Origin of the sequence: Streptomyces harbinensis (genome assembly GCF_900116145.1) — a bacterium.
In the GTDB taxonomy this organism is placed as follows: Bacteria; Actinomycetota; Actinomycetes; order Streptomycetales; family Streptomycetaceae; genus Streptomyces; species Streptomyces carpaticus.
On the sequence record NZ_FPAB01000008.1, the window covers coordinates 132,238 to 158,652 of the forward strand.

At 72.4% G+C, this 26,415-nt stretch carries 20 protein-coding genes; 12 read left to right on the top strand and 8 right to left on the bottom strand.

All coding sequences use genetic code 11. The features are described 5' to 3' along the window. The first annotated feature begins 135 nt into the window (after positions 1-135). Genes BM385_RS21270 through BM385_RS21280 form a run of 3 tightly spaced genes read left to right on the top strand, consistent with a single transcriptional unit; the run spans position 136 to position 3,271 of the window. Entirely contained in the window at positions 136-1,419 is a 1,284-nt protein-coding gene (locus BM385_RS21270) for an ABC transporter substrate-binding protein (RefSeq protein WP_093844044.1), read from the top strand. A gap of 38 nt (positions 1,420-1,457) precedes the next feature. Continuing rightward, positions 1,458-2,405 (top strand): carbohydrate ABC transporter permease, encoded by a 948-nt coding sequence (locus BM385_RS21275; protein ID WP_019434442.1) that lies wholly within the window; start codon positions 1,458-1,460, stop codon positions 2,403-2,405. Then, the gene (locus BM385_RS21280; RefSeq protein ID WP_019434443.1) at positions 2,402-3,271 is read left to right on the top strand and encodes a carbohydrate ABC transporter permease; all 870 of its coding nucleotides are present in this window, start codon (positions 2,402-2,404) and stop codon (positions 3,269-3,271) included. The genes BM385_RS21275 and BM385_RS21280 overlap by 4 nt, the downstream gene beginning before the upstream one ends. An 87-nt stretch (positions 3,272-3,358) precedes the next feature. Here BM385_RS21280 and BM385_RS21285 read toward each other — a convergent pair whose 3' ends face one another. Then, entirely contained in the window at positions 3,359-5,593 is a 2,235-nt protein-coding gene (locus tag BM385_RS21285) for an MMPL family transporter (protein WP_093844045.1), read from the bottom strand. Between the two features lie 196 nt (positions 5,594-5,789). On the opposite strand from BM385_RS21285, the gene BM385_RS21290 reads away from it, so the two are divergent. Then, entirely contained in the window at positions 5,790-8,822 is a 3,033-nt protein-coding gene (locus BM385_RS21290) for an AfsR/SARP family transcriptional regulator (protein ID WP_175543070.1), read from the top strand. 18 nt (positions 8,823-8,840) lie between these two features. Here BM385_RS21290 and BM385_RS21295 read toward each other — a convergent pair whose 3' ends face one another. From BM385_RS21295 to BM385_RS21310, 4 genes are all read right to left on the bottom strand, one after another. Next, the gene (locus tag BM385_RS21295) at positions 8,841-9,968 is read right to left on the bottom strand and encodes an FAD-dependent oxidoreductase (RefSeq protein ID WP_093844047.1); all 1,128 of its coding nucleotides are present in this window, start codon (positions 9,966-9,968) and stop codon (positions 8,841-8,843) included. A 640-nt stretch (positions 9,969-10,608) separates the two neighbouring features. Then, positions 10,609-11,337 carry a D-Ala-D-Ala carboxypeptidase family metallohydrolase gene (locus BM385_RS21300; protein ID WP_037756140.1) on the bottom strand — a complete coding sequence of 243 codons (729 nt, stop codon included), beginning with the start codon at positions 11,335-11,337 and terminating at the stop codon, positions 10,609-10,611. Between the two features lie 81 nt (positions 11,338-11,418). Beyond that, positions 11,419-13,200 (bottom strand): ABC transporter ATP-binding protein, encoded by a 1,782-nt coding sequence (locus BM385_RS21305; protein ID WP_093844048.1) that lies wholly within the window; start codon positions 13,198-13,200, stop codon positions 11,419-11,421. A 139-nt stretch (positions 13,201-13,339) separates the two neighbouring features. Beyond that, positions 13,340-15,154: an ABC transporter ATP-binding protein gene (locus BM385_RS21310; protein WP_093844049.1), complete on the bottom strand. Its 1,815-nt coding sequence runs from the start codon at positions 15,152-15,154 to the stop codon at positions 13,340-13,342. A 146-nt stretch (positions 15,155-15,300) separates the two neighbouring features. Between BM385_RS21310 and BM385_RS21315 the strand changes: the two genes are divergently transcribed. Continuing rightward, complete coding sequence (locus BM385_RS21315) at positions 15,301-15,942, top strand: helix-turn-helix domain-containing protein (protein ID WP_093844050.1); 642 nt, start codon at positions 15,301-15,303, stop codon at positions 15,940-15,942. Positions 15,943-16,043: 101 nt separating this feature from the next. On the opposite strand, the gene BM385_RS21320 is transcribed toward BM385_RS21315, so the two are convergent. Beyond that, positions 16,044-17,081 (bottom strand): LacI family DNA-binding transcriptional regulator, encoded by a 1,038-nt coding sequence (locus tag BM385_RS21320; protein WP_093844051.1) that lies wholly within the window; start codon positions 17,079-17,081, stop codon positions 16,044-16,046. Positions 17,082-17,257: 176 nt separating this feature from the next. Between BM385_RS21320 and BM385_RS21325 the strand changes: the two genes are divergently transcribed. The 5 genes from BM385_RS21325 (at position 17,258) to BM385_RS21345 (ending at position 23,439) form a co-directional block, all read left to right on the top strand. Beyond that, on the top strand, positions 17,258-18,601 hold the full coding sequence (locus BM385_RS21325; protein ID WP_093844052.1) for an extracellular solute-binding protein: 1,344 nt from the start codon (positions 17,258-17,260) through the stop codon (positions 18,599-18,601). Between the two features lie 32 nt (positions 18,602-18,633). Further along, on the top strand, positions 18,634-19,587 hold the full coding sequence (locus BM385_RS21330; RefSeq protein WP_093844053.1) for a carbohydrate ABC transporter permease: 954 nt from the start codon (positions 18,634-18,636) through the stop codon (positions 19,585-19,587). A 3-nt stretch (positions 19,588-19,590) separates the two neighbouring features. Next, a complete protein-coding gene (locus BM385_RS21335) occupies positions 19,591-20,517 on the top strand; it encodes a carbohydrate ABC transporter permease (protein WP_093844054.1) in 927 nt (308 codons plus the stop codon). 55 nt (positions 20,518-20,572) lie between these two features. After that, positions 20,573-22,396, top strand: coding sequence for a glycoside hydrolase family 2 protein (locus BM385_RS21340; RefSeq protein ID WP_093844055.1), 1,824 nt, complete (start codon positions 20,573-20,575; stop codon positions 22,394-22,396). Between the two features lie 77 nt (positions 22,397-22,473). Further along, positions 22,474-23,439 (top strand): epimerase, encoded by a 966-nt coding sequence (locus BM385_RS21345; RefSeq protein WP_093844056.1) that lies wholly within the window; start codon positions 22,474-22,476, stop codon positions 23,437-23,439. Between the two features lie 101 nt (positions 23,440-23,540). Here the strand turns inward: BM385_RS21345 and BM385_RS21350 are convergent, their stop codons facing one another. Together BM385_RS21350 and BM385_RS21355 are read right to left on the bottom strand one after the other, a co-directional pair. Then, positions 23,541-23,957: a hypothetical protein gene (locus BM385_RS21350; RefSeq protein WP_139275220.1), complete on the bottom strand. Its 417-nt coding sequence runs from the start codon at positions 23,955-23,957 to the stop codon at positions 23,541-23,543. 144 nt (positions 23,958-24,101) lie between these two features. Next, positions 24,102-24,863: an SDR family NAD(P)-dependent oxidoreductase gene (locus tag BM385_RS21355; protein WP_093844057.1), complete on the bottom strand. Its 762-nt coding sequence runs from the start codon at positions 24,861-24,863 to the stop codon at positions 24,102-24,104. 143 nt (positions 24,864-25,006) lie between these two features. Here BM385_RS21355 and BM385_RS21360 point away from each other — a divergent pair, with 143 nt between their 5' ends. Both BM385_RS21360 and BM385_RS21365 read left to right on the top strand, forming a co-directional pair. After that, a complete protein-coding gene (locus BM385_RS21360) occupies positions 25,007-25,642 on the top strand; it encodes a TetR/AcrR family transcriptional regulator (RefSeq protein WP_093844058.1) in 636 nt (211 codons plus the stop codon). 22 nt (positions 25,643-25,664) lie between these two features. After that, on the top strand, positions 25,665-26,153 hold the full coding sequence (locus tag BM385_RS21365) for a YbaK/EbsC family protein (RefSeq protein WP_093844059.1): 489 nt from the start codon (positions 25,665-25,667) through the stop codon (positions 26,151-26,153). The last annotated feature ends 262 nt before the right edge of the window (positions 26,154-26,415 follow it).

Consider the following 26,415-nt stretch of genomic DNA (forward strand, 5'->3'; position numbering starts at 1 on the left):
AAGAACCCGTGACAACTCGCAAAACCTGACCTAGCTTGGCTCCGTCACAGAGCCAACATCCCCGGGTCGGGGGGTGATCGGCGTGTTCACCCGGGCCGGGCGCGAGGGCGCGCACGCCCCGGAGGAGGGGAACGCATGCAACTGCGCGGACTTACCCGATACGGCGCGCTGCTGGGCGCGCTGGCGCTGGTCGCGGGCTGTGCGGGGGGCAGCTCGGGCGACAAGGTGATCACCCTCGACTACTGGTGCTGGAGCGGGTCGCAGGCGGCCAAGGTCGCCGCGTTCAACGACGCGCACCCGCACATCCGGGTCCGGCACACGGACGCCGGCGGCGGGGTGGACTCGGCGACGAAGCTGCTGACCGCCAGCCGGGCGGGCAACGCCCCCGACGTCTCCTGCGTCGAGTACCCCACCGTGCCGTCGATGATCGTCTCGGATGTGCTCGCCGACATCGCCGAGTACACCGCCGGCATCGAGGACGCCTTCACCCCCGAGGTGTGGGGGATGACCCGGTTCGAGGGACAGGTCTACGGCATCCCGCAGGACATCGGCCCCATGGTGCTGCTCTACAACGCGCGGCGCTTCGACGAACTGGGCATCGGGGTCCCCGCCACCTGGGAGGAGTTCGCCGAGGTCGCGGCCGCGGTGCGCGAACGCGACCCGTCGACCCATCTGGCGACCTTCGCCCCCACCGAGTTCGGCAACTTCGCCGGGCTCGCCCAGCAGGCGGGCGCCGCCTGGTGGACGGTGGAGGACCGGGAGTGGACGGTGGACATCAGCGACGACCGGACGCTGGAGGTGGCCGCCTACTGGGAGGACCTGATCGACCGCGATCTGGTCAAGGCCGAGCCGCTGCTCACCCCCGAGTGGAACAACCGGGTCAACCGGGGCGAGGTGCTGACCTGGCCGGCCGCCCTGTGGGCACCCGACGTGATCCACGGCATCGCCGCGGGCCAGGCCGGCGACTGGGCCATCGCGCCCCTCCCCCGCTGGGAAGAGGACAGCGAGGCCGTCGCCCTCCAGGGCGGCACCGCGCTGGCCGTCACCAAGAACTCCGACCACCCGCAGGCCGCCGCCGAGTTCGCCATCTGGATGAACACCGCCGAGGCCGCCTACGAACTCCAGATCGCCTCCGGCCAGTACCCGGCGTGCGTCGCGGGCCAGGCCGCCGCGGCCCAGGGGCCGCCCCCCGCACTGATGGCGGGGCAGGAGGACTACTGGGACATCGCCACCCACGCGGCGGCGAACACCGTCTCGGACGTCACCTGGGGCCCGAACGTCTCCACCGCGGGCGACGCCTACCGCGACGCGATGTCCGCGGCGATCCGGGACGGTACGCCGCTCACCGACGCGATCCGCGAGACCCAGCGGATCGTCGTCGAGGAGATGCGTCGCGTCGGCTTCAGGCTCGCGCAGTGAACGGCCCTTCCATGACCTCCCCGACAGGTGACCCGCCCATGGCAACCGCAGCCACCTCCCCGCAGCACGGCACCGGGCAACGTCCCCGGCGACGGCGGCGCACCCTGGCGCCGTACGTGCTCATCGCCCCCGCGCTGCTGCTCTTCGCCGCCTTCATGGGCGTGCCCATCCTCTACGCCCTCTTCCTCAGCACCCAGGGCCTGCGCATCGTCGACGAAGGCGTCTTCGGCATCCGTGACGAGGTGTTCGTCGGCCTGGCCAACTACGCGGAGATCCTCACCGACGGGGCCTTCTGGGCCGGGTTCGGCCGACTGGCCCTCTACGGGCTGATCGCCGTCCCGCTCACCCTCGGCCTCGCCCTGCTGTTCGCGCTGCTGCTCGACCACGGGGCGTCCCGGGCCAAGCGGTTCACCCGGACCGCGATCTTCATCCCCTACGCGATCCCCGGGGTGGTGGCCTCCCTGATGTGGGGGTTCATGTACCTCCCCTCGACCAGCCCGTTCAGCCATCTGACCCGGGAGCTGGGCCTGGGCTCCATCCCCTTCCTGGACGGCGGCGCCATCTACCCCTCGCTGGCCAACATCGCCATCTGGGGCGGCACCGGCTTCAACATGATCATCATCTACACCTCGCTGCGCGGCATCCCGGCCGAGCTGTGCGACGCCGCCCGCATCGACGGCTGCACCGAGTGGCAGATCGCCTGGCGGATCAAGGTCCCCCTGGTCGCCCCCGCCCTGGTGCTCACCGGGCTCTTCGCCCTCATCGGCACCCTCCAGGTCTACGGCGAGCCGACCATGCTCAGCTCCATGACCACGGAGATCTCCCAGACCTGGGTGCCGCTCATGCACATCTACCGCGACGGCTTCATCCGGGACGACCTGCCCATGGCAGCCGCCGGCTCCGTGTTCCTCGCCGTCGGCACCCTGCTCGTCTCGCTGGCCCTGCTGAAGGCCACCCAGCGCCGCGCCTTCGGAGGCTTCAAGTGACGGACCACCAGGCCGCCCGGCGCGCGCCGGGCACCCCGCGGCGCCCCGGTGCGCTGCCCACCGCGATCCTGCTGATCGGCGCCTTCTACTCGCTGATCCCGGTCGCCTGGATCGTCGTCGCGGCCACCAAGACCAACGCGCAGCTGTTCTCCACCTTCACCTTCCAGCCCGGCACCGGACTGCTGGACAACCTCGGGGACCTCTTCTCCTACGGCGAGGGACAGTTCTCGCAGTGGGCGCTGAACAGCCTCTACTACGCAGGGGTCGGCTCCCTGCTGTGCACCCTGGTGTCGACGGCGGCCGGCTTCGCCTTCGCCAAGTACCGTTTCCGGGGCCGCGCCCCGCTGTTCTATCTGATCCTGGCCGGGGTGCTGCTGCCCGGGATGACGCTGGCCATCCCGCAGTACATCATCATGTCCGAGATCGGCATGGTGGGGACGTACTGGTCGGTGCTGCTGCCCGGGCTCATCTCCCCGTTCGGCATCTATCTGGCCCGGGTGTACGCCGAGGCGTCGGTGCCGGACGCCACGATCGAGTCGGCGCGCATCGACGGGGCGAGCGAGTTCCGCATCTTCACCTCGATCGGGCTGCCCATGATGCTGCCCGGCATGGTGACGATCTTCATGCTCCAGTTCGTCGGCAACTGGAACAACTTCCTGCTGCCGTTCATCATGCTCTCGGACGAGGACAAGTACCCGATCAATCTGGGCCTGTACACCCTGCTGTCCAAGGGCTCCGGCGAACCGGCGCTGTACGGCATCGCGATCGTCGGCACGGCCGTCTCGGTGATCCCGCTGATCCTGCTGCTGCTCTTCCTCCAGCGCTTCTGGCGGCTCGACCTGATCAGCGGCGGCCTGAAAGGCTGACCGCGCCTCGGGGCAGCGACCGCGCGGGCCGCCCCGGATCCCCCCGGATCCGGGCCGGCCCGCGCCCCCGTGCGGTGCGGTGCGGTACTAGCGGATCGCCGGCTGCCGGTCCTGCTCCCCCGCCGGGGCCGGGTCGGCCGGGGTCTCCCGCAGCCCCACCCGGTCGTGCAGCCGGCGCAGGAAGGGCGGCGCCCACCAGTTGGCGTCGCCGGCCAGCCGCATGAACGCCGGGACCAGCACGGTGCGGATGATCAGCGCGTCGACCAGGACGGCCAGGGCCATGCCGACACCCAGTTGCTTGAGGAAGACGACCTGCCCGGTGGCGTACGCGGCGAAGGTCAGCGCCAGGATGCCGGCCGCCGCCGTGATCAGCGGGGCGCTGCGCTGGATGCCGACGGCGACGGCGCGGGTGTTGTCGCCGGTGCGGTCCCACTCGTCCTTGACGCGGGCCAGGATGAACACCTCGTAGTCCATCGACAGCCCGTAGGCGATGCAGAACATCAGGATCGGGATGCTGGGTTCCATCCGCCCGCTGGGGGTGAAGTCCAGGACGCCGGAGAGGTTCCCCTCCTGGAAGATCCACACCAGCGCGCCGAACATGACGGTCAGACTCAGCACATTGGCGACGGTCGCCTTCAGCGGGATCAGCACACTCCCCGTCATCAGGAAGATGATCACCACGGTGACGAGCACGATGAGGGCGACGACCAGCGGCAGCCGGTCAAGCAGCGCCGAGCGGAAGTCCGTCATGGCGGCCGGGGTGCCGCCGACCAGCACGTCGTAGGGGGCGTCCAGGGCCCGTACCTCCCGCACCAGGTCGGCGATGTCGCCGCGCAGCGCGTCCTGCCCGGGGATGACGGAGAGCCACATCGCGTCCGGGGAGGCGAAGCGTTCGGACGCCTCGGTGGCCGCGGCGCTGACCGCGCCGTCCCGGTAGGAGCCGGCCTCGGTGTCCACCTGGAACACACCGGGCAGCTCCGACAGCCGCAGCGCGTACTCCTCGGTGCGGGCCGGATCGCCCGGCTCGTCCGCCACCACCTGGAGCGCGTCGGACTCCTCGGCCGGGAAGTTCTGCCCGATCTGCTCCTGGGTGATGCGGCTGGCGGCCGACGGCGGCAGCACCCGCTCGTCCGGCAGCCCGAAGTTCGCTCCCAGGAACGGCGCGCCCAGCAGCAGCAGGACGGCCAGCGCGGGCAGCCCGAACAGCAGCGGCCGGCGCATCACCCGCACCGTCATCCGGTACCAGCGCCCGTCGGTCACGGAGGTGGTGGTGCGTGGCGGCCGGCGGCGCAGCGTGCGCTGCCCGATGGCCGCGAGCGCGGCGGGCAGCAGCAGCACCGCGGCGAGCGAGACGGTGAGGACGACCGCGATGCCCGCGTAGGCGAAGGAGCGCAGGAACGGGAAGGGGAAGGCGAAGAGCGCGGCCAGTGAGGCGGCGACGGTGACGCCGCTGAACAGGACGGTGCGGCCGGCGGTCTCCACGGTGCGGACCACCGCGGCGGTGCGGTCGGCGCCGGTGGCGCTCTCCTCGCGGAAGCGGGTGATGACGTAGAGCGCGTAGTCGATGCCGAGCCCCAGCCCGAGCACGAGGGCGAGGTTGGCGGCGAAGGTGGAGACCTCGGTGAAGGCGGTGATGCCGCGCAGGATCGCCAGGGTGCCGAGCACGGCGAAGAGACCGACCCCCAGGGTGAGGGCGGCGGCCGTCCAGCGGCGGTAGACGCCCGCCAGGAGCAGCAGGACGACGGGGATGATGACGAGTTCGGCGCGGATGAAGTCGCGCGCGGCCTCCTGGCCCACCTCGCGGAAGATCTCGTCCGCGCCCCCGTGCCGGACCGTCAGCAGGTCGGTGTCCCGGTCGGAGAAGTTCTCCGTGATGAGGGGGAGTTGCTCGCGCACCTCGGTGGCCGACCCGGCCAGCCAGGCCACGATGAGGGCCTGGCCGCGGTCCTCGGCGGCCAGGGTTGGGGTCCGGTCGCGGGACCAGTAGGAGCCGGTGGCGGTGACCCCCGGCTCGGCCGCGAGGTCCGCTTCGAGGGCGGTGGCTTCGGCGGCGAGGGCCGGGTCGTCGACGGTGCCCTCGCGGGCGGTGATCAGCAGCAGGTAGTTGGGGCTGCCGTTCTCGAACTCCCGGGCGATCAGCGCGTCGGCGGTGTGCGACTCGGATCCGGGCGCGTCGAAGCGGGACAGCGACAGCGCGTTCATGGCGCCGGAGCCGATGACGGCGGCGCACAGGAACAGGAGTGCGCCCGCGATCAGCACGGCACGCCGCCGCGTGGCGGCGAGGAGGCCGAGCCTGCGCAGCAGCGGGGGTGGTGGGGACATACGGGACGCTCCTCGTGCGATGTGCCGGTCCGGAAAAGGGGGCGGGGTTGGCCGCCCGGTCGGACGATGGCGCACGCCGCTGACCGAACGCTGGAAGAAGTGCTGAAGTACCGTGCGGACGGCGGGCGTCCGCGTCCCGGCCGCACGGCGGGAGGGCGCCGCCGGGTCGGTGATACTGGGGGCGGGAGGAGGGGCGGTGACCGGCGAGAACGTACGTTTCGAGGTGCTCGGCCCGGTGCGGGCCCGGGTGGGGAGCGGTGAGGTGCCGCTCGGTCCGCCGCGGCAGCGCGCGGTGCTGACGGCGCTGTTGCTGCGGGCACCCCGGCCGGTGAGCGCGGAGGCGGTCATCGACACGGTGTGGGGCGCGTCCGCGCCGGCCGGTGCGGTGAACCTGGTGCAGAAGTACATGTCGGGGCTGCGCGGCGCGCTGCCGGAGCCGGCGGGCATCGTGCTGACGGACGCCGGGTACGCGCTGACCGGCGTCGACGGGGCGCACGCCCTCGATCTGTGGGAGTTCGAACAGTCGCTGGCCGGGGCCCGGGCGCTGCGGGCGGCGGGAAACGCGGCTCAGGCCGCGGCGGCTCTCACCCGGGCGACCTCGCTGTGGCGGGGCCCGCTCGCCGAGGGGCTGTCCGGTCCCGGTATCGAGCTGGAACGCGATCGGATGGCGGAGCGTCTGGTCGGCGCGTACGAGGACCTGTACGCCGTGGGGCTGGTGCTCGGCCGCGGGCCGCGGGACGTACCGGAGCTGGCCCGGCTGGCCGCCCGGCACCCGCAGCGGGAGCGGCTGCACGAGTTGCTGATGCGGGCCCTGGTGCAGGCCGGCCGTCCGACGGAGGCGCTGGAGGTGTACGCGGGGGTGCGCGGCCGGCTGGCCGAGGAGTACGGCACCGAGCCGGGCCCGGGGCTGCGGGCGGCCCAGCGGTGGGTGCTGGCGGGCGGCGACCCGGAACCGGAGCCCGCCGCCGGGGGCCCGGCCGGGCCAGCCCGGCCAGCGCCGCGCCGGGTGTCCGCCACGGAGGACGGGGCGGGCGCGGATGTCCCCCCGGTACCGGTCCGGCCCGAGCAACTGCCGCATCCGGTCGCGGGGTTCACCGGCCGTGAGGCCGAGGCCGGGCAGGTCACCGGTCTGCTGCTGTCGGGCGGCACCCCGCTGGTGTGTGTGGAGGGCACCGCCGGGGTCGGCAAGACGACGCTGGCGGTGCACTGCGCCCACCGGGTGTCCGGCGCGTTCCCGGACGGCCGGCTCTTCGCGGATCTGCGCGGGTTCGACCCGCTGGCGCCGGCCCGGCCCGCCGATGTCCTCGGGGATTTTCTGCGCGCGCTCGGTGTCCCGGCCCGTCAGGTGCCGGACGGGGTGGACGCGCGGGCGGCGCTGTTCCGCTCGGTGCTGGCGGGCCGCCGGGTGCTGGTCGTCCTGGACAACGCCGCCGACGCCGCCCAGCTGCGGCCCCTGCTGCCGGGCCCGGGGCGGTGCGCGGTCCTGGCCACCAGCCGGCGCGGGCTGACCGGGCTGGCGGCCGTCGCCGGGGCGCACCGGGTGGTGCTGCCGGTGCTCTCCCCGGGCGAGTCGGCGCTGCTGCTGCGCACCGCCCTGGGCCCGGCCGCGGCCGGGGACGAGGGTCCGCTCGCGGAGATCGCCCGGCTGTGCGGGCATCTTCCGCTGGCGCTGCGGGTGGTGGCGGCCGGTGCGGCCACCGTTCCCGGCCTCTCCCCCGGTGATCTCGCCACCCATCTGGCCGCCGAGGGCCCGCTGGCGTCCGCCGCCGCGCCGGACGACGAGCGGGTGTCGGTGACGGCGTCGCTGACCCTGTCCTACCGGCGGCTTGACCCGGCCGCGCGCCGGATGCTGCGGCTGCTCGGGCTCGTTCCCGGGCCGGACCTGACCCGCCGGGACGCGGCGGCGGTCAGCGGGCTGCCGGCCGCCGACACCGGCCGCGCCCTGACCGCGCTGACGACCGCGCATCTGCTGGAACAGCACCGGCCCGGACGGTTCCGGTTCCCGCACGACCTGCTGCGCGCGTACGCCGGGCAGCGGGCGGGCGAGGAGGAGGACCCGGCGGTGCGGCGGGCGGCGGTCGGCCGGCTGGCCGCCCGGTACACCCGTCTCGCCCGGGCCCTGGGCGGCGGCCAGCACCGTGCCCGGCCGGTGGCCCCGGACGGCACGGTGGGCGGGCCCGGGGCGGAACCGGAAGCGCCGGCCGAGGCCGAACTGCCCAATGTCGCCGCGATGGTCGAGTACACCGCGCGGCACGGGCCGTACCCGGTCGCCTGGACGCTGGCGTCCCTGCTGCACGACGTCTGCAAACGGCGCACCCTGGTGACGGAGTGGCTGACGCTGGCGGCGGCCGGGCTGCGGGCGGCGCACACCGCCGGGGACCGGCTGGCGGCGGCCGGGCTGTCCCTGACGCTGGTGGACGCGTGTCTGACGGCGGGCCGGGTCGAGGCGGCCGACGAGCACGCGCGGCGGGCGCTGGCCGTGGGCCGGCAGGAGGGGTGGCCGGACGTGGTGGCCGCCGCGTGCGAGCAACTGGGCCGTGGGAGGTGGCTGCTGGGCGACCTGCCACGGGCCGGGGAGCTGCTGGCGGAGGCGGTGGACACCGCCACCGCGGCGGGCCTCCCGCTCGCCACGGCCAAGTCCCTGGGCGCGCTGGCGCGGGTCGAGGCGGACAGCGGCGCCTGGCCGGCCGCGCACCGGCACTACCGGCGGGCGCTGCGGATCAGCCGGGCGCTGGGCGTGCGCTATCTGGAGGCGGTGTTCCTGGCCGAACTGGGGGTCGTGCACCGGGGGCGGGGCGAGCCGGCCACCGCGCTGGGCGTCCTGGAGTCGGCGCTGGCGCTGAGCCGGGACGATCCGGATCTGTGCCGGCCGGCGGCGCTCGCGCACGCGTATCTGGCGGAGGTGCACGCGGTGGACGGCCGGGAGGAGGAGGCCCGGGCGGCCACCCGGGAGGCGCTGCGCATCGCCGGGGAACAGGGCGACCCCTGGGCGCTGACGGAGGCGCACAACGCCGCCGGGCGTTCCCTGACGCTGCTGGGTGCCACCGGCGAGGCCACCGACCGGCACCGGGCGGCGCTGCGGCTGTCCCGCACGCTGCCCTACCGGCGGGGTGAACTGCACGCGCTGGCGGGGCTGTTCACCGCCACGGGGTGGCCGGCCTGGCGCCGGGAGATCACCGCGGTGGCCGGCCACCACGCGTACGACCTCACCGCGCTGCTGGCCGGCTGACCCGGACGGCCGCGGACCTCAGCCGGGCAGCTGGGCGAGCAGCCCGTGAGGGGCGTCGGGACGGAAGCAGAGGTCGAGGACGGCGCCCGCCTCGGCCGCGTACCGGGCGCCGCGCGGGAACAGGGCGCGTTCGTAGGCGGCCAGCGCCCCCTCGGTGTCGCCCGGCCGGGCGGCGAGTGCGGTACCCAGTTCGGCTCCGTCCAGCATGGCGAGGTTGGCGCCCTCCCCGGTGAACGGCGGCATCAGGTGGGCCGCGTCGCCGAGCAGGGTGACGCCGGGTGACCGCGCCCAACGGTGGCCAACGGACAGCGCGTACAGCGGCCGGGGCGTCAGCGGGCCGTCGGCCGCACCGATGAGCGCCCGCAGCCCCGGGTCCCAGCCGTCGAAGTGCTCCAGCGCCGCCGCCGGGGCGACCGCGGCGGGCCCGGTGCCGGGGCCCGCCGCCCAGTTCTCCGGGACGGTCAGCGCGGCGTACACATGGATGCTGCCGTCCGGCCGGCGGTGCGCCAGCAGGCCCCGCCCCTCCCCCAGCGCGTAGAAGATGCCGTCGCCGACGAGCGCGGCGCACCGCGGATGGCGGGTGTCGGCGTCAGACAGGTCGGCCTCCAGGAGTGTCATGCCCGTGTAGCGGGGCCGCTCCGGCGATATGAGCGGACGGATTCTGGACCGGGCGCCGTCGGCTCCGACGAGCAGGTCGGTGGTGAACGCCGAACCGTCGCCGAGCCGTACCTCGTGCCGGCCGTCGCCCAGCGCCCGCGCCGCCGTGACGCCCGCTCCCCAGCGGACCGTGTCCCGGGGGAGCGAGCCGAGCAGGAGATCCCGCAGCCGGCCCCGTGCGATGTCGGCGCGCACGGTGTCCGGCGCCGGTTCCTCCTCCCGGCACACGGCGGCGTTCCGGTCGAGGATGCGGACGGACCCGGTGCCGGTGCGGGCCAGCGCGCGGAACGCGGTGTGCAGGCCGGCGGCTCGCAGGGCCGCCTGCCCGGTGTCCTCGTGCAGATCGATGACGCAGCCCTGGGGCCGGGCCAGGGGTGAGGCGTCGCGGTCGTACACGGCGGCGGGGATACCGGCGGTGTGCAGGACGCGGGCCAGTGTCAGGCCGCCGAGGCCGGCTCCGATGATGGCGATGGGCTGGTGGCGGGGCATGCTGCTCTCCTCGCGGTGCGGTGACGTGCTGTCAGGGGCGCGGGTGTGATCGCCCCGGGCACGCGCACGGCAGGGGCCGTTCCCGGAGGGGGACGGTGCGGCCGGTCCACCCGGAAGGTCCGCGGGGCAGGCGCCACTGACGGAGGAAGGGTGGGGTTACGGGCCCGGGGGCTCCGCCGGGGCAGGGAGCGGCAGCCGTGCGTCAGTACGCGTGGGGCCGGCTCCGGGAGAACGCCCGGACGGTGTGCTGTCTCTTCCGGCCGGAGACGCTGCCTCCGGCGGGTGTTACCCGGCGCAACGGCCGGGGGATCTCACGCGTTCCCGGGCGGACAGAGGTTCATCAGCGCGCCCCAGGCACTCACATAGCCGTTGGTGCCCGCGGGACGCCATTCCAGCGGCCCTCGCACGGATTCCGCACCGCGCCGGCCGTGCGCCGGCGGGCGGGAGCTGTGGTGCACCGGGCTTCGCACGCCACCCTCCACTGAGCGGTTGCCTTCTGCCACCTCCAGCGTACCGAATCGGTCTCCCGGCGCACCATCATCCGCGGTCCTGCCGCCGGGAGTCGGGGTGTCCCCGGCCGGAGACGACAAACGCCCCCGCCCGTACGGTCACGGGCGGGGGCGGCGCGGTCGGTGCGGGCTCAGATGCCGCAGGTCGGGGCCGACCAGAAGCGGTTGGAGCGGTGGGCGACGTGGGTGTGGTCGTTGTGGCCGGGGTAGCCCGGGCCGAGGATCTCGTTGAAGCCGTGGTAGCGGGCGCGCTGGGCGAGGGTGCAGAACGACGGGGTGCCGGTGAGGTCGACGCCGTCCCCGTACAGATGGCGGCTGTTGGCGGCGCCGCCGGCCGCGTTGTTGCAGGCCACGGAGCGGAATCCGCTGCTGACCGTGATGGGCCGGTCGCCCAGGGCGTGCCGCAGGGCTTCCAGCTTCCACATGCTGACCAGGGCGTTCTGCCGGGCGGTGGCCGCGCTCACGGCGCCGCCGGCCCAGGTGGTGTTGCAGCGGTTCAGTTCGGCGTAGGAGAAGTGGATCGGGGTGCAGTCCGGGGATTGAAGCGCGTAGATCTGACCGAAGGTGGCCGGGCCGGCCACCCCGTCGGCCGACAGGCCGTACGCCTGCTGGAAGCGCTGGACCGCTGCCCGGGTCGCCGGCCCGTAGGAGCCGTCGAGGGCCAGGACCTCACCGTAGGCCGGGTAGCCGGAGACTCTTATCTGGAGTTGGCGCACGTCTTCCCCGGTGGACCCCTGGGAGAGGGTGCGGTTCCACGTGTAACAGCTGTCGGCAGCGGCCGTGGAGGCGGTGCCTGCGCCGACCAGGGTGGCGGCGGTCAGCAGGACCAGGGCTGCCAGGGAGCGGATCACTCGTCTCATGGAGGAGCACAGTGGCGGCGATCCGCGTCCTTGGCAAGAGCGCCCTCACTCCTTCCGCCGGAAGGGTCGCCCGCCCGCGTGTCACCCCCACGGCTCTCCTTCGGCCCCGGCCCGTGGGGGCCTGTCCCCGGTGATGCGCCAGGCTCCCGCCGCCCGGTACCGGCCGTGCAGTCGTGCGTAGAGACCGTCCACGTGGCGCAGTCGCCCGGGGGTGTCGTTCTGCACGACCCGGCCCCGGTCGAGTGCGATCACCCGGTCGGCCGCTTCGAGGGTCGCGGGCCGGTGGGCGATGACGATGACGGTTCGGTCCGGGTCCTCGGCGATGCGGCGTACGGCGTCGCTGACGGCCCGTTCGTTCTCCGGGTCGAGTGCCGAGGCCGCCTCGTCGATGACGACGATCGGCGACTTCTTGAGGAACGCCCTGGCGATGGACACCCGTTGGCGTTCTCCGCCGGACAGTCTCGATCCGCCTTCGCCGACCCGGCTGTTCCAGCCGTCCGGCAGTTGCCCGATCACCTCGTCGAGTCGCGCGGCCGCGGCGGCTTCCGCCAGTTCGCGTGCCGTGGCGTCGGGGTGCGCCAGTCGGAGATTCGCCTCGATGGTGTCGTCGAACAGGTAGACGTCCTGGAAGATCATGGTGATCCGCTCCAGCAGCCGGCCCGGATCGCAGTCCCGGATGTCGGCGTCGCCGATCCGCACCTCACCGCCGGTGACGTCGAAGAAGCGGGCGAGCAGGCGTGTCACGGTGGTCTTCCCGGAGCCCGAGGGTCCGATGAGGGCGGTGGTGCTGCCCGCCGGGCAGGTGAAGGAGACCTCGGTGAGCGCGGGGGTGCGGGCCCCGGGGTAGGTGAAGGTGACATCGGTGAACGTGATGTCGTGGGCGGGGCCGAGGCGCACGGGGCGGGCGGGCGCCGGCAGCGGAGCGGCGGACAGGATGCCCTGGACGCGTGCGATGGCGTTGTCCATGGCGTGCAGCGCCCCGATCAGTTCGATCAGGTTGCTCAGCGGTTCGAGGAAGCGGACGGTGAGAACGAGCAGGGCGATGGCCTCGGGGGGATCGATCCGGCCGGTGAGGAACAGCCCGGTGCTGAGGGCGAGGGCCGCCAGGAAACCCGCGAGGACGACCGCCGTGTACAGCAGGTCGGGGAGCACGGCGCGGCGCAGCCCGCGGCGGTACACCTCCCGGTGTGCGGCCAGCGCCCGGCGCATGAGCGGGGTTCCCGAGCGGCCGACTCCCGCGGCACGCAGGACGGGCTGTGCCTGGCCCACTTCGATGGCCCGGCCGGCGATGTCCGTCGCGGCGTTCTCGAGCTCGGTCTCCACCTCGGAGGAGATCCGGCCGGCGCGCTTCAGCGCCAGGAAGGCCACCGGCATCGTCGCGGCGAGGAGCACGGCGACACGCCAGTCGACTGTCGCGGTGACCAGCACGATCGTCGCGGGGGTGAGGACGGCGGTGAGCGCCGGTCCACCGGTGCTCACCGCGAGCTGGCCGATGTTGCCGGCGTCTGCGGTGAGCGCGCGCGCCAGGCGGGCCTTGTTCCGGGCGGTGAACCACCCGCTGGGGAGGGCCATCGCGTGCCGGAGTACGCGGTCGCGCAGTTGTTCCGACACCTCCGAGGCGGCGGTGAATCCGATGGGGGTCGCCACGACGGTGAGGACGCCGTAGAGCACGAGTCCCGCGCCGGCCGCCAGCAGCCACGGCCGCGCCGCGGCGAAGTCCGGCCGGTCCCTCAGGAGTGCGGTGAGGATCGGCGCGAGCGTGCCCAGGAGCAGGCCCTGCAGAATCGCTTGCAGCGCGGTGAGCGCGCCCAGACGCATGGTCAGACGTGGCTGCGGCAGCAGCGCGTGGAGGTGGCGGATCATGGAATCTCTCCTCGGGACCTTTCCGGGCGGGTTTCCGCGCGACGTACGGTCCGGGCTCCGGAACGGGCCGCCGTCGCGGGCACGGGGGGGGGCGAGACGCCGCGGCGGGGTGTCGGCGCGGTGGACGGGCGGGACCGGTTCACGCCGGGAGGTCACCGGATTGGGCACGCCACAGCCGTCTGTAGAGCCCGTCGGCGGCGAGGAGTGCCGCATGGGTGCCCTGCTCGACGAGGCGTCCGCGGTCGAGAACGAGAATCCGGTCGGCGTCGACGACGGTGCGCAGGCGATGCGCGATGACGAGCACGGTCTTTCCGCGCACCAGCCGGGACAGGGCGGCCTGTACAGCGGCTTCGTTGTCCGGGTCGAGGGAGGCGGTGGCCTCGTCCAGCACGACGACGGGTGCGTCCGAGAGAATCGCCCGGGCGATGGTGAGGCGCTGTCGTTCCCCGCCCGACAGCCCGGTGTCCTCCGCGAGAACGGTGTCGTAGCCGTGCGGCAGTGCCTCGATGACGTCGTCGATCCGCGCTGAGCGGGCCGCCCGCCGGACCTGTTCGTCGCTCGCCCCGGGGGCCGCGATCCGGATGTTCTCTGCGATGGTGTCCCGCAGGAGCATCACGTCCTGGAACACCAGCGCGACCGAGGAGAGCAGCGTGCGCTCGTCCATCGACCGGACATCGACACCGCCGATGCGCACCGCGCCGCGGGTGACGTCGTAGAACCGGGGAATGAGGGCGGCGAGGGTCGACTTTCCCGCCCCTGACGGTCCGACGACCGCCGTCACGGTGCCCGGCGCGCACACGGCGCTCAGATCGTCGAGTGCCGGCGTGGCTCCGTCGTAGGAGAAGGAGACCCGGTCGAACTCGACGGCGTGGCCGCGGGGCGTTCGGGGTGCCGGCGCCTCGGGCAGCGGCGGATGGGTCAGCAGCGCTTCGATGTTCCGTGCCGCCGTGCGTCCCTTGCGCAGCCCCTGTGATCCGTGGATGGCCGGGTTGATCGACGTCGGGAGTCCGATGCCGACGACGAGGAAGGGCAGCAGTTCGCTCATCCGGAGTGAGCCCGCGCCGACGAGGATGAGGCCGGCGGCGGCCAGGATGCCGAGGAGGGTCATCTCGGAGGCCAGCAGCCGTGCCGCGGCGGTGCTGTAGCGGGTCTCGGCGGCCCAGGCGGCCAGCGCCGAGGAGTGCTCACGGACGGCCTCGGTGAAGCGGCGCAGGACGTGTCCCCCGGCCCCGAACGCTTTCACGACGCCGACACCGTCGGCGTACTCGACGCTGGCGGTGCTGATCCTGGCCTCGGCGGCGAGCAATCGGTTCATGTGGCGCGTCGCGGAGCGCATGGCGATCCGGTAGCTGACGCCGAGGGCCACGAGCGCGGTGGCCGTCACCACCGTCATCCGCCAGTCGACGAAGGACAGGTAGAGAAGTCCGACGGTCACGGCGGTGACCGCCGCGACCATCTCGCCCAGGGCGTGGGCGATGAGCTGGTGCATCTCTTCGAGGTCGTTGGTGAGCCCGCGCTTGATCCGGCCCGAGCCCCGCGACCGGATCCATCCCAGGGGTACGGTGCCCAGGTGGCGCACCATGCGCAGTCGCAGTGTGTGCAGAATCCGGGCGTCGGCGAAGTGCCCCAGCCGGGACGAGGAGTACACGAGCAGCAGCCGGACCACGGCCCCGGCCGCGCCGACGAGGACCCACAGCCGGACCGAGTCCTGTTCGACGGCCGTTCCGTGTGCCGCGAGCAGCCGGGCAATCTCGGCGGTGGCGAGGTACGGGACGCTGCCCGCCGCGGCGGCGAGTGCCGAGAGGAGGGCGCAGCCGATCAGGTGGGGCCGGACGGGCTCCAGCAGCCGGGCCAGCGCTCCCGGCCCAGCCAGCGCGGCCTTGTCGCCGGCGCCCGCGCGCTCTTCCGCCGCGGAAGACGACGGAGCCGCCTGGTGGGTTGCGGTCGTGCTCATGCCTCGACACCTCTCTGCTCCGTGCCGCCTCGGCCGGTCCCGGGGGCCGCATGCCGTTCGGTTCCTCCCCGCCGGACGCGGGAGCCCGGTAAGGCATGCCTCACCTCACCTTGCGACCTGAAGGGAACGTGATGTCAAATACCGCCATGGGCAAGCCCGTCGGTGTCTCGATCGGTCAGGCGGCAGCGCTCTATCAGGTCGCCCCCTCGACCTTGCGCTGGTGGGAGAAGACGGGCCTGCTGCCGGAGCCGCCGAGGGTGAACGGGCGGCGCGTCTACGACGAGGTCGCGCTGCGCCGTATCGGTCTGGCCTATCTGTGCTGTGTCACCGGTGCGATGCCGCTCGCGGAGGCGGCCCCGGTCACGTCGGGGCAGCACGGCAGGTCGTGGCGTCAGGAGGTCGGCCGGCACGTGGCCCGGCTGGACGCCGACCTGCGCCGGCTGCGGGACGCCCGCGCGTATCTGCTCCATCTGCTGCAATGCCCCGACGAGGACGTGGCCGCCGAGTGCTCGCACCTCGAAGGCGAACTCGCCGACCGCACTCCGGCCGGCGATGTGGCGGCGCCGGACCTGCTCTCGGCCGCCGCGGCGCGGAGCACACGCGGTGGACGTCCGGTGCGTGACGGAAAGGCGGGTCCGCGTGACGAAACGGCGACGGGGCAGCCGGCCTGCCGGATGTGCGGGTGCACGTTGGCGGCCCCGGTACGCGGCCGGCGACGGCTGTACTGCTCGGCCGCCTGCCGTCAGCGTCAGTACCGCCGGCAGCGCGCGTCGCGAGAACGCGGCTGAGGGCGCGTCCCCGGGGCGGGCCGGCCCGGGTGCTTGACCCGCGACCACGCGTCCGGTGAAGAGGGCCCCTCCCCGTCAGGTGCCGTCGTCATGCGGTGAGGTCAGGCGCGGGACCCGGCGCCCGCGGTGCTCTCGCGCACCAGCAGGCGGTGTGCCACCACCCGTTCCCGTGGCGGCGCGCCGGCGGTGCGGGCGTCCCGTTCGGCGATCCGGACCATGAGCAGTTCCAGGGCCACCCGCGCCACGGCGTGTTTGTCGGGTGCCACGGTGGTCAGGGACGGCACGCTGAACCGGCCGCCCTCCACATCGTCGAAGCCCACCACCGCGACATCCTCGGGCACCCGCAGCCCCCGGTCGTGCAACTCCCGCATGGCGCCGAGCGCCAGTTGGTCATTCAGGCACAGCAGGCCGTCCGGCTGCTCCCCGGCCTCCAGCAGCCGGCGTACCGCCAGCGCGCCGTCCAGGGCCCGGAAGTTCTCCACCCGCAGCAGCACCGCCGGATCCCAGGGCAGACCCGCGGCCTCCAGCGCCGCCCGGTGGCCGGCGCTGCGCACCTCGGCGGTGCCCGGTTCCGTGCCCTCCCGGCCGCCGACCACCCGGATGCGGCGGCGGCCGAGTTCCAGCAGGTGAACGGTGGCCTCGCGGGCGGCCCGTTCGTTGTCGATGGCGACGTGGTCGGCCTGCCCGGGCCGTACCCGCTCGCCGAGCAGCACGGTCGGCGGGGCGCCCGGGCGGTCGCGCAGATCCGTACCCGTGAGGGTCAGCGGGCTGAGGATCAGCCCGTCGGCGAAGTCGGAGCCGAACCCCTCCAGGGCGGCCAGCTCCCGGCGGCGGTCCTCGCGGGTCTGGTGCACCAGGACCGTCATCGCGTTCCGTTCGGCCTCGGTGATGATCAGCGCGGCGAGATCCGCGAAGTAGGGGATGTCGAGTTCGGGAACGACCAGGGCGATGATGCCGGTCCTCCCCCGGCGCAGATGCCGGCCGGCGAGGTTCACCCGGTAGCCCAGCTCGTCGATGGCCTCCCGGACCGCGGTGCGGGTCCGCTCCGAAACGTGCGCGTAGTCGTTGATCACATTGGAGACGGTCTTCTCCGAGACGCCCGCGCGTCGCGCCACGTCCTTGATCCTGGGTCGCGCCACCCGTACCTCCTGAGCCGGTCCCGATCGTACGGGCCGCGCGGCGCGCCCGACCACCGGATATCACCTTCCGTGGGCACCCGGCCGACGCTGAGCCATCCCGTCCGTTCTCTTTACAGCCGTTGTACATCGATGTAAAAACTCCGGAACAACCCAGCGTCGGGTCCGAGAGGTGTCAGATGACCGGTGCACATCCCAGGCGCCACGACCGGTTCACGGTGGACCGCCGGCGGTTTCTGCGGCTCTCCCTGACCGCCTCCGGAGCGGCACTCGCCCCCGGCCTGCTCACCGGCTGCGGCGCCCCCGCACCCGGCGGCGACGGTGTGGGACTGAAGATCTGGGACCTGTTCTCCGGCGGCGACGGGCTGCTGATGGACGAGATGATGGACACCGTCCGCGGCGGACCCGACGGCTTCACCCTGGACCGCACCATCCTGGAGTGGGGACCGTCCTACTACACCAAGCTGGCCATGGCCGCCGCCGGCGGCCGGGCGCCGGATGTCGCGGTGCTCCATCTGTCGCGGATGCCGGGGTACGCGCCCGGCGGACTGCTCGACCCCTTCGACCTGGAGCTGCTGGCCGAGTTCGGCATCACCCGCGAGGACTTCCCGCCGGCGCTGTGGGAACGGGCCCAGTGGGAGGGCAGGCTGTATGCCGTCCCCCTGGACACCCACCCGTTCATCGTCTTCTACGACCTGGACGTGGCCGAGCGGGCGGGCGTGCTGGACGGTGCGGGCCGGCTGATCCAGCCCGGTTCGCCCGGCGCGATGCTGGAGACCAGTGCGGCGCTCGCCGAGGCGCACGGCGGGGCCGGACTGCTCTTCGGCCATGTGACCGACCCGGCCCAGAACTGGCGGATCTTCAACGCCCTGTACGCGCAGACCGGCGCCGCCTTCGACCTGCCCGAGTCGGGCCCGGCCATCGACACCGACGCGGCGGTGCGTGTCGTGTCCTTCCTCCAGGAACTCTTCGACGGCCGCACCAACCCCAACCACCTGGACTACTTCGGCGCCCTGGCGTCCTTCACCGAGAGCCGCGGCGCCATGATCGCCGTCGGCGAGTGGGAGCTGCCCACCCTGCGCAGCACCGGCATCCGGCTGGGCGCCGCGCCGTTCGTCAACGTCTTCGGCGAACCCGCCGTCGCCACCGACTCGCACAGCTACGTACTCCCCCGCCAGGAGCGCCCCGACCCGGCGCGGCGCCGCGAGGCGCACCGCTATGTGGCGGCCATGCTCCGGCAGAGCCTCACCTGGGCCGGGGCCGGCCATCTGCCCGCCTATCAGCCGGTCCTGGCCGAACCGGGATACGCCGAGCTGGATCCGCAGTCCTCCTACACCGAGGCGGGCGACCTGGCGGTGCTGGACCCGCCGGCCTGGTTCGCCGGGTCCGGGTCGCTCTTCCAGGACCGGATGTCGCAGGCCATTCAGCCCGCGCTGCTGGGCAGGGCGTCCGCCGAGGCGGCGGTGGACCGGATGGTCCGCGAGTGCGCGGATCTCCTCGACCAGCCGAACCCCGTCCGGTGACCCGGCCCGCGGAGAGAGAGGGAGCGCGCCCGATGAGCACCCAGGCTTCCCCGGAGACCGTCGCCCCGCGCGACGGCGGCGACGGCGGCGTTCCGGAGCCATCACCCACCGCGGGCCGTTCCGGGCCCAGGCAGCGCCGGAGCGGCGGGTGGTTCGTCCTGCCGTTCGCGGTGTGCTTCGGGCTGTTCATGCTGTGGCCCGTCGTCCACGGCATCGCGATGAGCTTCACCGACGAGTCGCTCACCCTCGCCGGCACCTCGTTCGTCGGCTTCGACAACTACGTGGAGGCCTTCGGCGACGCGGCGGTGTGGAACGCCCTGGGCAACACGCTGTTCTTCACGCTGATCACCACCGTGCCCCTGGTGCTGATCGCGCTGGGAATGGCCCTGCTGGTGCACACCGGTCTGGCGGGCCAGTGGCTGTGGCGGCTGGCGTTCTTCGCCCCGTACCTGCTGCCGGTCGCCGTGGTGACGCTGATCTGGCAGTGGGTGTACCAGCCCGATCTGGGCCTGGCCAACCAGTTGCTGAACGCCCTGGGCTTCGGCCCGGTGGGCTGGCTCTCCGACGAGGCGGTGGCCATGTGGGCGATCGCCCTGCTCACCGTCTGGTGGACCGTCGGGTTCAACTTCCTGCTCTATCTCGCGGCGCTCCAGTCGCTGCCCGACACGCTCTACGAGGCGGCGGCCCTGGACGGCGCCGGCGCCTGGCGGCGGCTGTGGTCCATCACCCTGCCCCAGCTGCGGCGCACCACGGTCCTGGTCGGCATGCTCCAGGTGCTCGCCTCGCTCAAGGTGTTCGACCAGATCTACATCCTCACCAAGGGCGGGCCCAACGACAGCACCCGCCCGATCCTGGAGTACATCTACGACGTCGGATTCACCGGCTACCGGCTGGGTTACGCCTCCGCCATCTCCTATCTCTTCTTCGCCCTGATCATCGTCGTCTCCATCGCCCAGCTGCGGTTCTTCCCGCGTCAGGAGGGCTGACCCGTGCCCGCCACCACCACCCTCCGCACCCGGCCGCGACCCGCGCGAGCGCCGCGCCCCGCGCGCCGCCGCACGGCCGAATCCGCCGGCTCCCCGCTGCTGCTGGGCCACGGCCGGCTCCCCAGGGTGCTGGCCGGCACGGCGCTCGCGGTGTTCGCGCTGCTGTGGCTGACGCCCTTCGCGCTGGCGCTGGTGACCTCTCTCCAGAGCGAGCGGGACGTCGCCTCCTCCGGCCTCAACCCCCTCAAGGGCGCGCTGACCCTGGAGTCCTACCGCCAGATCGTCGAGCGCGGCAACGTACCGGTGTGGGCCGTCAACAGCCTGCTGATCGCCACACTGGTCACCGTCATCACCGTGGTGATCTCCACGCTGGCCGCCTACGCGTTCTCCCGGGGCACCTTCCGCGGGCGGCGGGTGCTGCTGGCCGTCACGGTCGCCTCCATCATGGTGCCGCCGCAACTGCTCATCGTTCCGCTCTTCCAGCAGATGCGCGCCTTCAACCTGGTCGACACCTACTGGGCGGTCATCCTGCCCCAGGTGGTGGCGCCGATGATGGTCTTCATCCTCAAGCGGTTCTTCGACGCCGTGCCCCGCGAGCTGGAGGAGGCCGCCCGGATCGACGGCGCCTCGGAACTGCGGGTCTTCCGCTCGGTGGTGCTGCCGCTGTCGCGCCCCATCGTCGCGGCCGTCTCCGTGTTCGTGTTCATCGGCGCCTGGAACAACTTCCTGTGGCCGTTCATCATCATCAACGACTCGTCGCTGATGACGCTCCCGGTGGGTCTGGCGACGGTGCGCGAGTCCTACGGCATCCAGTACGCCCAGTCCATGGCGTCCGCGCTGCTGGCCGCCGCTCCGCTGATCCTCGTCTTCCTGTTCTTCCAGCGCCGCATCGTGAAGTCCGTGGCCACCACCGGTCTCGGCGGCACCTGAGCGCCCCGCGCCACCGCACCACCGCCCCACCCCGTTCCCCCGTACAGGAGTTGCCGTGACCGCCCCCACCGCCGTACCCCGTCCCGAGTACCCGCGCCCGCAGTTCGTCCGCGAGGACTGGCTGAACCTCAACGGCACCTGGCAGTTCGCGTTCGACCCCGGGGACAGCGGTCTGGAGCGCGGGCTGCTGACCGGTGGCCTGGACCGGGAGATCACGGTGCCGTTCCCGCCGGAGTCCGTCCTGTCCGGCATCGGGGAGACGGACTTCCTGGAGGCCGTCTGGTACCGGCGCACCCTCACCCTGCCCGCCGAGTGGGCCGGCCGCCGGGTCCTGCTGCACTTCGGCGCCGTCGACTACGACGCCACCGTGTGGGTGAACGGTACCGAGGTGGCCCGGCACCGCGGCGGGTTCACGCCGTTCACCGCCGACCTGCACCAGGTGGCCGGGCCGGGCGAGGAGATCACCGTCACGGTGCGCGCCCGCGACCCCAAGTCCGGGCCGCAGGCCCGGGGCAAGCAGGCGCTGCGCTACGCCAACCACGACTGCCACTACACCCGGGTCACGGGCATCTGGCAGACGGTGTGGGCCGAGCCGGTGCCCCACGTCCGGCTGCACCGCCCCCGGATCACCCCGGACCTGGCCGGCTCCGCCTTCCACCTGGAGCTGCCGCTGTCCGGCAACGCGCCGGGGCACCGGGTACGGGCCCGGCTGAGCGACGCGGACGGCGAGATCGCCACCGCCGAGGTCCGCGCCGATCTGGATCTGGCGCCCCGGCTGCGACTGCCCGTACCGCAGGAGCGCCGCCGGGTGTGGAGCCCGGCGGACCCCCACCTGTACGACCTGCGGCTGGAACTGCTGGACGGCGACGGGCAGGTGGTCGACTCGGTCGGCAGCTACGCGGGGCTGCGCTCGGTGGCGATCCGGGGCAAGGCCGTCCTCCTCAACGGGGAACCGGTCTTCCAGCGGCTGGTGCTCGACCAGGGCTGGTACCCGGACGGGCTGATGACGGCCCCCACCGACGCCGCGCTGGTGCGGGACATCGAACTCGCTCTCGATGCCGGGTTCAACGGAGCCCGGCTGCACCAGAAGGTGTTCGAGGAGCGGTTCCTCCACCACGCCGACCGGCTCGGGTACCTGGTGTGGGGCGAGTTCGGCGACTGGGGGTGCGCGGTGGGCGGCGAGACGGGCGACAACCAGCAGCCGGACGCCTCCTACACCGGGCAGTGGCTGGAGGCCGTGGAACGCGACTACTCCCACCCCTCGATCATCGGCTGGTGCCCGCTGAACGAGACCTATCAGCGGCTGCACGACCGCACCACCCAGCTCGACGCGGTGACCCGGGCGATGTTCCTGGCCACCAAGGCACTGGACACCACCCGCCCGGTCATCGACGCCTCCGGCTACGCGCACCGGGTCGCCGAGACCGACATCTACGACTCGCACAGCTACGAGCAGGACCCGGTCGCCTTCGCCGCGCAGGTCGCCGGACTCGACCGGGACCGGCCCTACGTCAACGCCTCGCCCGACGGCCGTCCGTGGTCGGTGCCCTACCGGGGGCAGCCGTACTTCGTCAGCGAGTTCGGCGGTATCTGGTGGCACCCGGAGACCGCCGCGCAGGCGCGGGGCGACGATCGCGAGGAGTCCTGGGGGTACGGCGAACGGCCGCGCGACGAGGAGGAGTTCCACGCGCGGTTCGCCGGCCTCACCGGCACGCTGCTGGATGACCCGGACATGTTCGGCTACTGCTACACGCAGCTGACCGATGTCTTCCAGGAGCAGAACGGCATCTACCGCTTCGACCGCTCCCACAAGCTGGATGTCGCCCGCGTGCGGGCCGCCCAGCAGCGGCCGGCGGCGATCGAACGGCGCGAGGTCTGAGGGCGCGCGGCCGGTACCCGGCGGTCCCGGCCCTTCCGCCGCCCGTTAGGCTGGGATTCCGCTGCGGAGGGGGTCCGATGCGCTACGTGATCGCCGGGGGAACGGGACAGCTGGGCAGGATCGTGGACCGGGCGCTCACCGCCGCCGGGCACGAGGTCACCATCCTCACCCGCAGCCCCTCGCGCGAACGCGAGGTCTACTGGGACGCGGTCAGCACCGGGCCGTGGACCCGGGTGCTGCACGGCAGCGATGTCGTGCTCAACCTGGCAGGACGCAGCGTCGGTTGCCGTTACACGGACGCCAATCTCCGCAGCATGATGGACTCCCGGGTGCGCTCCGCGGAGGTCATCGGCCAGGCCATCGCGGAGAGCCGCCGACCGCCCGCCCTGTGGCTCCAGATGAGCACCGCCACGATCTACGCCCACCGGTACGACGCTCCGAACGACGAGGCGACCGGGGTGATCGGCGGCCGTGAGCGGGGGGTTCCCGGCTACTGGGCCTACAGCGTGCTCATCGCCAGGAACTGGGAACGCGTCCAGGAGGCGGCACCCACCCCGCACACCCGCAAGGTCGCGCTGCGCTCGGCGATGGTGATGAGTCCGGATCCGGGCGGTGTCCTCGACCGGCTGCTGTGGCTGGCGCGACTCGGCCTGGGCGGGCCGGTGGCGGGCGGCAACCAGTACGTCTCGTGGATCCACGATGCGGACTTCGTGCGCGCGCTGGAGTTCCTCACCGCCCGCCCGGAGCTGTCCGGTCCGGTGAACCTCGCCTCGCCGGGACCGTTGCCGCAGCGGGAGTTCATGCGGGAGCTGCGGACGGCCTGGGGCCGGCGGCCGGGGCTACCCGCGACGGCGTGGATGGCGGAGATCGGCGCGTTCGCGCTGCGCGCCGACACCGAACTGCTGCTGAAGAGCCGCCGGGTGGTACCGGGCCGGCTCCTGGAGGCCGGCTTCGACTTCCGCCACCCGCACTGGCCCGCGGCGGCCCGTGACCTGGTCCACCGGGTCCGTGGCGCAGCGCGGCCGGGCGATGCAGGCGGCTGATACTGACAAGCGGGGCCTCTTCCAGGAGCAGGCCCGCACTCGGACGGAGAGAATGGGCTTACCGGCTCCGCTGTCCCCGTCCCGACCGGCACCCCGGGAAGTCAGGACTGCTCGTGCCGTGCCTCGTGGTCGTACCACATCTCGATGACTGCGAAGAAGTCGCCGATACTTGAGATGCCAAAGATCACCAGCACCAGCGCGGACACGCTGCACATGGTTGTCCAGTACGCCCGCTTGGAGATATTCCCCTGATCGACATGTCCTATCAGCCGGTCCGATATCAGCCACAGGACAATGCCGGGGAAGAACATGAGAGCGGCGAGGAGCACCGTCCGCAGAAAGGGCTGCGGTCCCACCACAGGGATATCCGCGGCAACGATCACCTTCACCATGACGGCTGTTCCGGCGGCGATTCCCGGAAGTAACCAGATCGCATTCAGGACATCGCGGCGCTCACCCTTGAATCCATCCGCACCATCCGCCCTCGCTGCCATCGTCTCTCCCGTTTCTTCCTCCACCCACGACCGTCGTCACAACGGGGGTCCCCGCGCCGACGGCCGGCGGAGCAGCCGTTCGCCCACAGTAGCCATCTCCTGCTCCGCGGCACACTCGGGTGATCGGCCCGGACCGATGGCGAGGTGCGCGAGACGCATCCCTGGCGGTCAGAGGAGTACGCCGCCGGAGACCTCGACACGCTGGGCGGTGACCCAGCGCAGGCTCTCGGAGGCCAGCGCGGCGATCGCGTCGCCGATCTCTTCGGGTTCGCCGACGCGGCCGAGCGCGGTCTGCTGGGCAAGGCCCTGCCGCATCTCGGCATCGTCCCGCATGGCTCCGCCGTTGAACTCGGTGGCGGTCGGCCCCGGGGCGAGGGAGTTGACCCGGATGCCGCGGGGGCCGAGTTCCGCGGCCAGCGTGCGGCTCATGATCTCGACGGCGGCCTTGGAGGCGGAGTAGACCGAGGTGGCGGGACTGGTGTGCCGGGTCAGTGACGACGTGACGTTGATGATGCCGGCGCCCGGCGCCAGGAGCGGCAGCACCGATTGAATGAGGAAGAACGTGCCCCGGACGTTCGTATCGAACACCGTGTCGAAGTCGTCGGGCGTGACGGCTTCCAGCGGGCCGAAGACGCCAACTCCCGCGTTGTTGACCATGATGTCGAGCCGCGAAGCGTCGCCGTAGCGCTCCAGCAGTTGACTCAGCTCGGCGACGAAGGTCCCGAAAGAGGAGACATCGCTGATGTCGAGGCGGAGCACAGCGGCAGTCCCGCCCTCGGCCCGTACCCGCTGCGCGGTCTCCTCGGCGCCGTCCGCATCACCACGATGGGTGACGACCACACGCACGCCGCGCCTCGCGAGGGCGAGCGCGGCGCTCCGGCCCAGGCCCCGGTTGGCTCCGGTGATCAGAGCGATCCTGTCGACTGCCATCAAGAACTCCCTCCCTCATGGCACCCGAAGGACAGAAGGCGCCACGGATCAGATGCGAGTCACCTGACTCGCCTTCGCACCGTATGCCGGTCGCCAGAGGCGAGTCAAGTGACTCGCCTCGCCGTCAGGGCATACTGGCATGCATGGCAGCAGAGCTCTCCGCGCACCACCGCCGACTCGCCCGACAGAAGCGCGAGGCGATCATCTCCGCCGCCACGGAGCTGTTCCTGAACCGCGGTTACGACGGCACCTCCCTCGCCCGTATCGCCGAGGCGGCGGCCGTCTCGAAGTCCACCCTTTTCAAGCAGTTCCCCACCAAGGCAGCGCTCTTCGAGGCCATCGTCACCGAGTCCTGGCAACGTGACGCCGACGACACCCTCGCGCGACCGCAGACCGGGGACCTGCGCTCCGGACTGACGTCCATCGGTCACCGCTACGCCGATCTGATCGGCCGGCCCGGCATGACAGCCCTGTCCCGCATCGTCATCGCGGAACTGCCGCGTTTCCCGGAACTGGGAAGGATGCAGTTCCAGCTCGGCAAACTGCCCTACTTCGCCTCCGTCCAGCACTACCTGGAATCCGAGCACGAGGCCGGCAACGCCGACGTCCCCGACGCCGAGAGCGCCGCCAACCAGTTCCTCGGCATGATCGCCAACTTCGTCCTGTGGCCCCGCATGCTGCTGACCGACTGGAACCCCGCGCCCTCTGACACTCGCTACGCCGTCGAGCAGGCCGTACAGACCATGCTCGCCCGCTACTCTTCCGGCCCGTCGGCCTGATGTGTTCTGTGCGGATCGAGGAATGATGAATCCGGTCCTGAATCGACTGCTGCACGCCCTGGTGTCACTGTCGTGCGACTTCCGTGTTCGCTTTCACGACACGGCCTTGACCACGGAACAGGCGGCCGGGTTCGTGGCCGGCGATCCGACGGGCAATACCAAGTGCCTGGCCCTGCGGGACAAGGACGGGGCGCGCGTGGTCGCCACCGTCTGCGGCACCAGCCGCCTGGACCTGGAAGCCGTCCGCGCGGCACACCACCTGCGTCGACCGCGCATGGCCTCGGCCGCCGAACTCAATTCCGCATTCGGAGTGGAGAAGGGCGGCGTGGCCCCCGTCGGCTATCCCGAGGGCGTCGTGGCCCTGGTGGACAAGGCCGTCCTCGAACAGGAGCGGGTCCTGATCTCACCAGGCATCAACCATGCCACGCTGGAGATCTCCGGCAAAGAATTCGCCCGTCTCACAGAACACTTCGGCGCCACCGTGACCACCATCAGCCGTATTGAAGGCTGAAGCGCCGCTTCCCACCACCGAAAAAGATCGCCTAGGAGAATTCTGTTCCGGGCAGTACGGATTCCTCGGATGAGCCGTGATAGCGGAGGCACTGCGGCGGAGCGGGAGACAACGACCTTCCATCGTGGCCATTCCGGCTTCTGCGGACCACGCTCCGGCGCGCCCTCGCTGGGGTACGCATTCCGGAGGTCGTCCCAGCGTTACCTCTATGTCTCCACGGTCGGCTCCCCCTCACTTCGCGGACATAATGAGTACCGAAAGG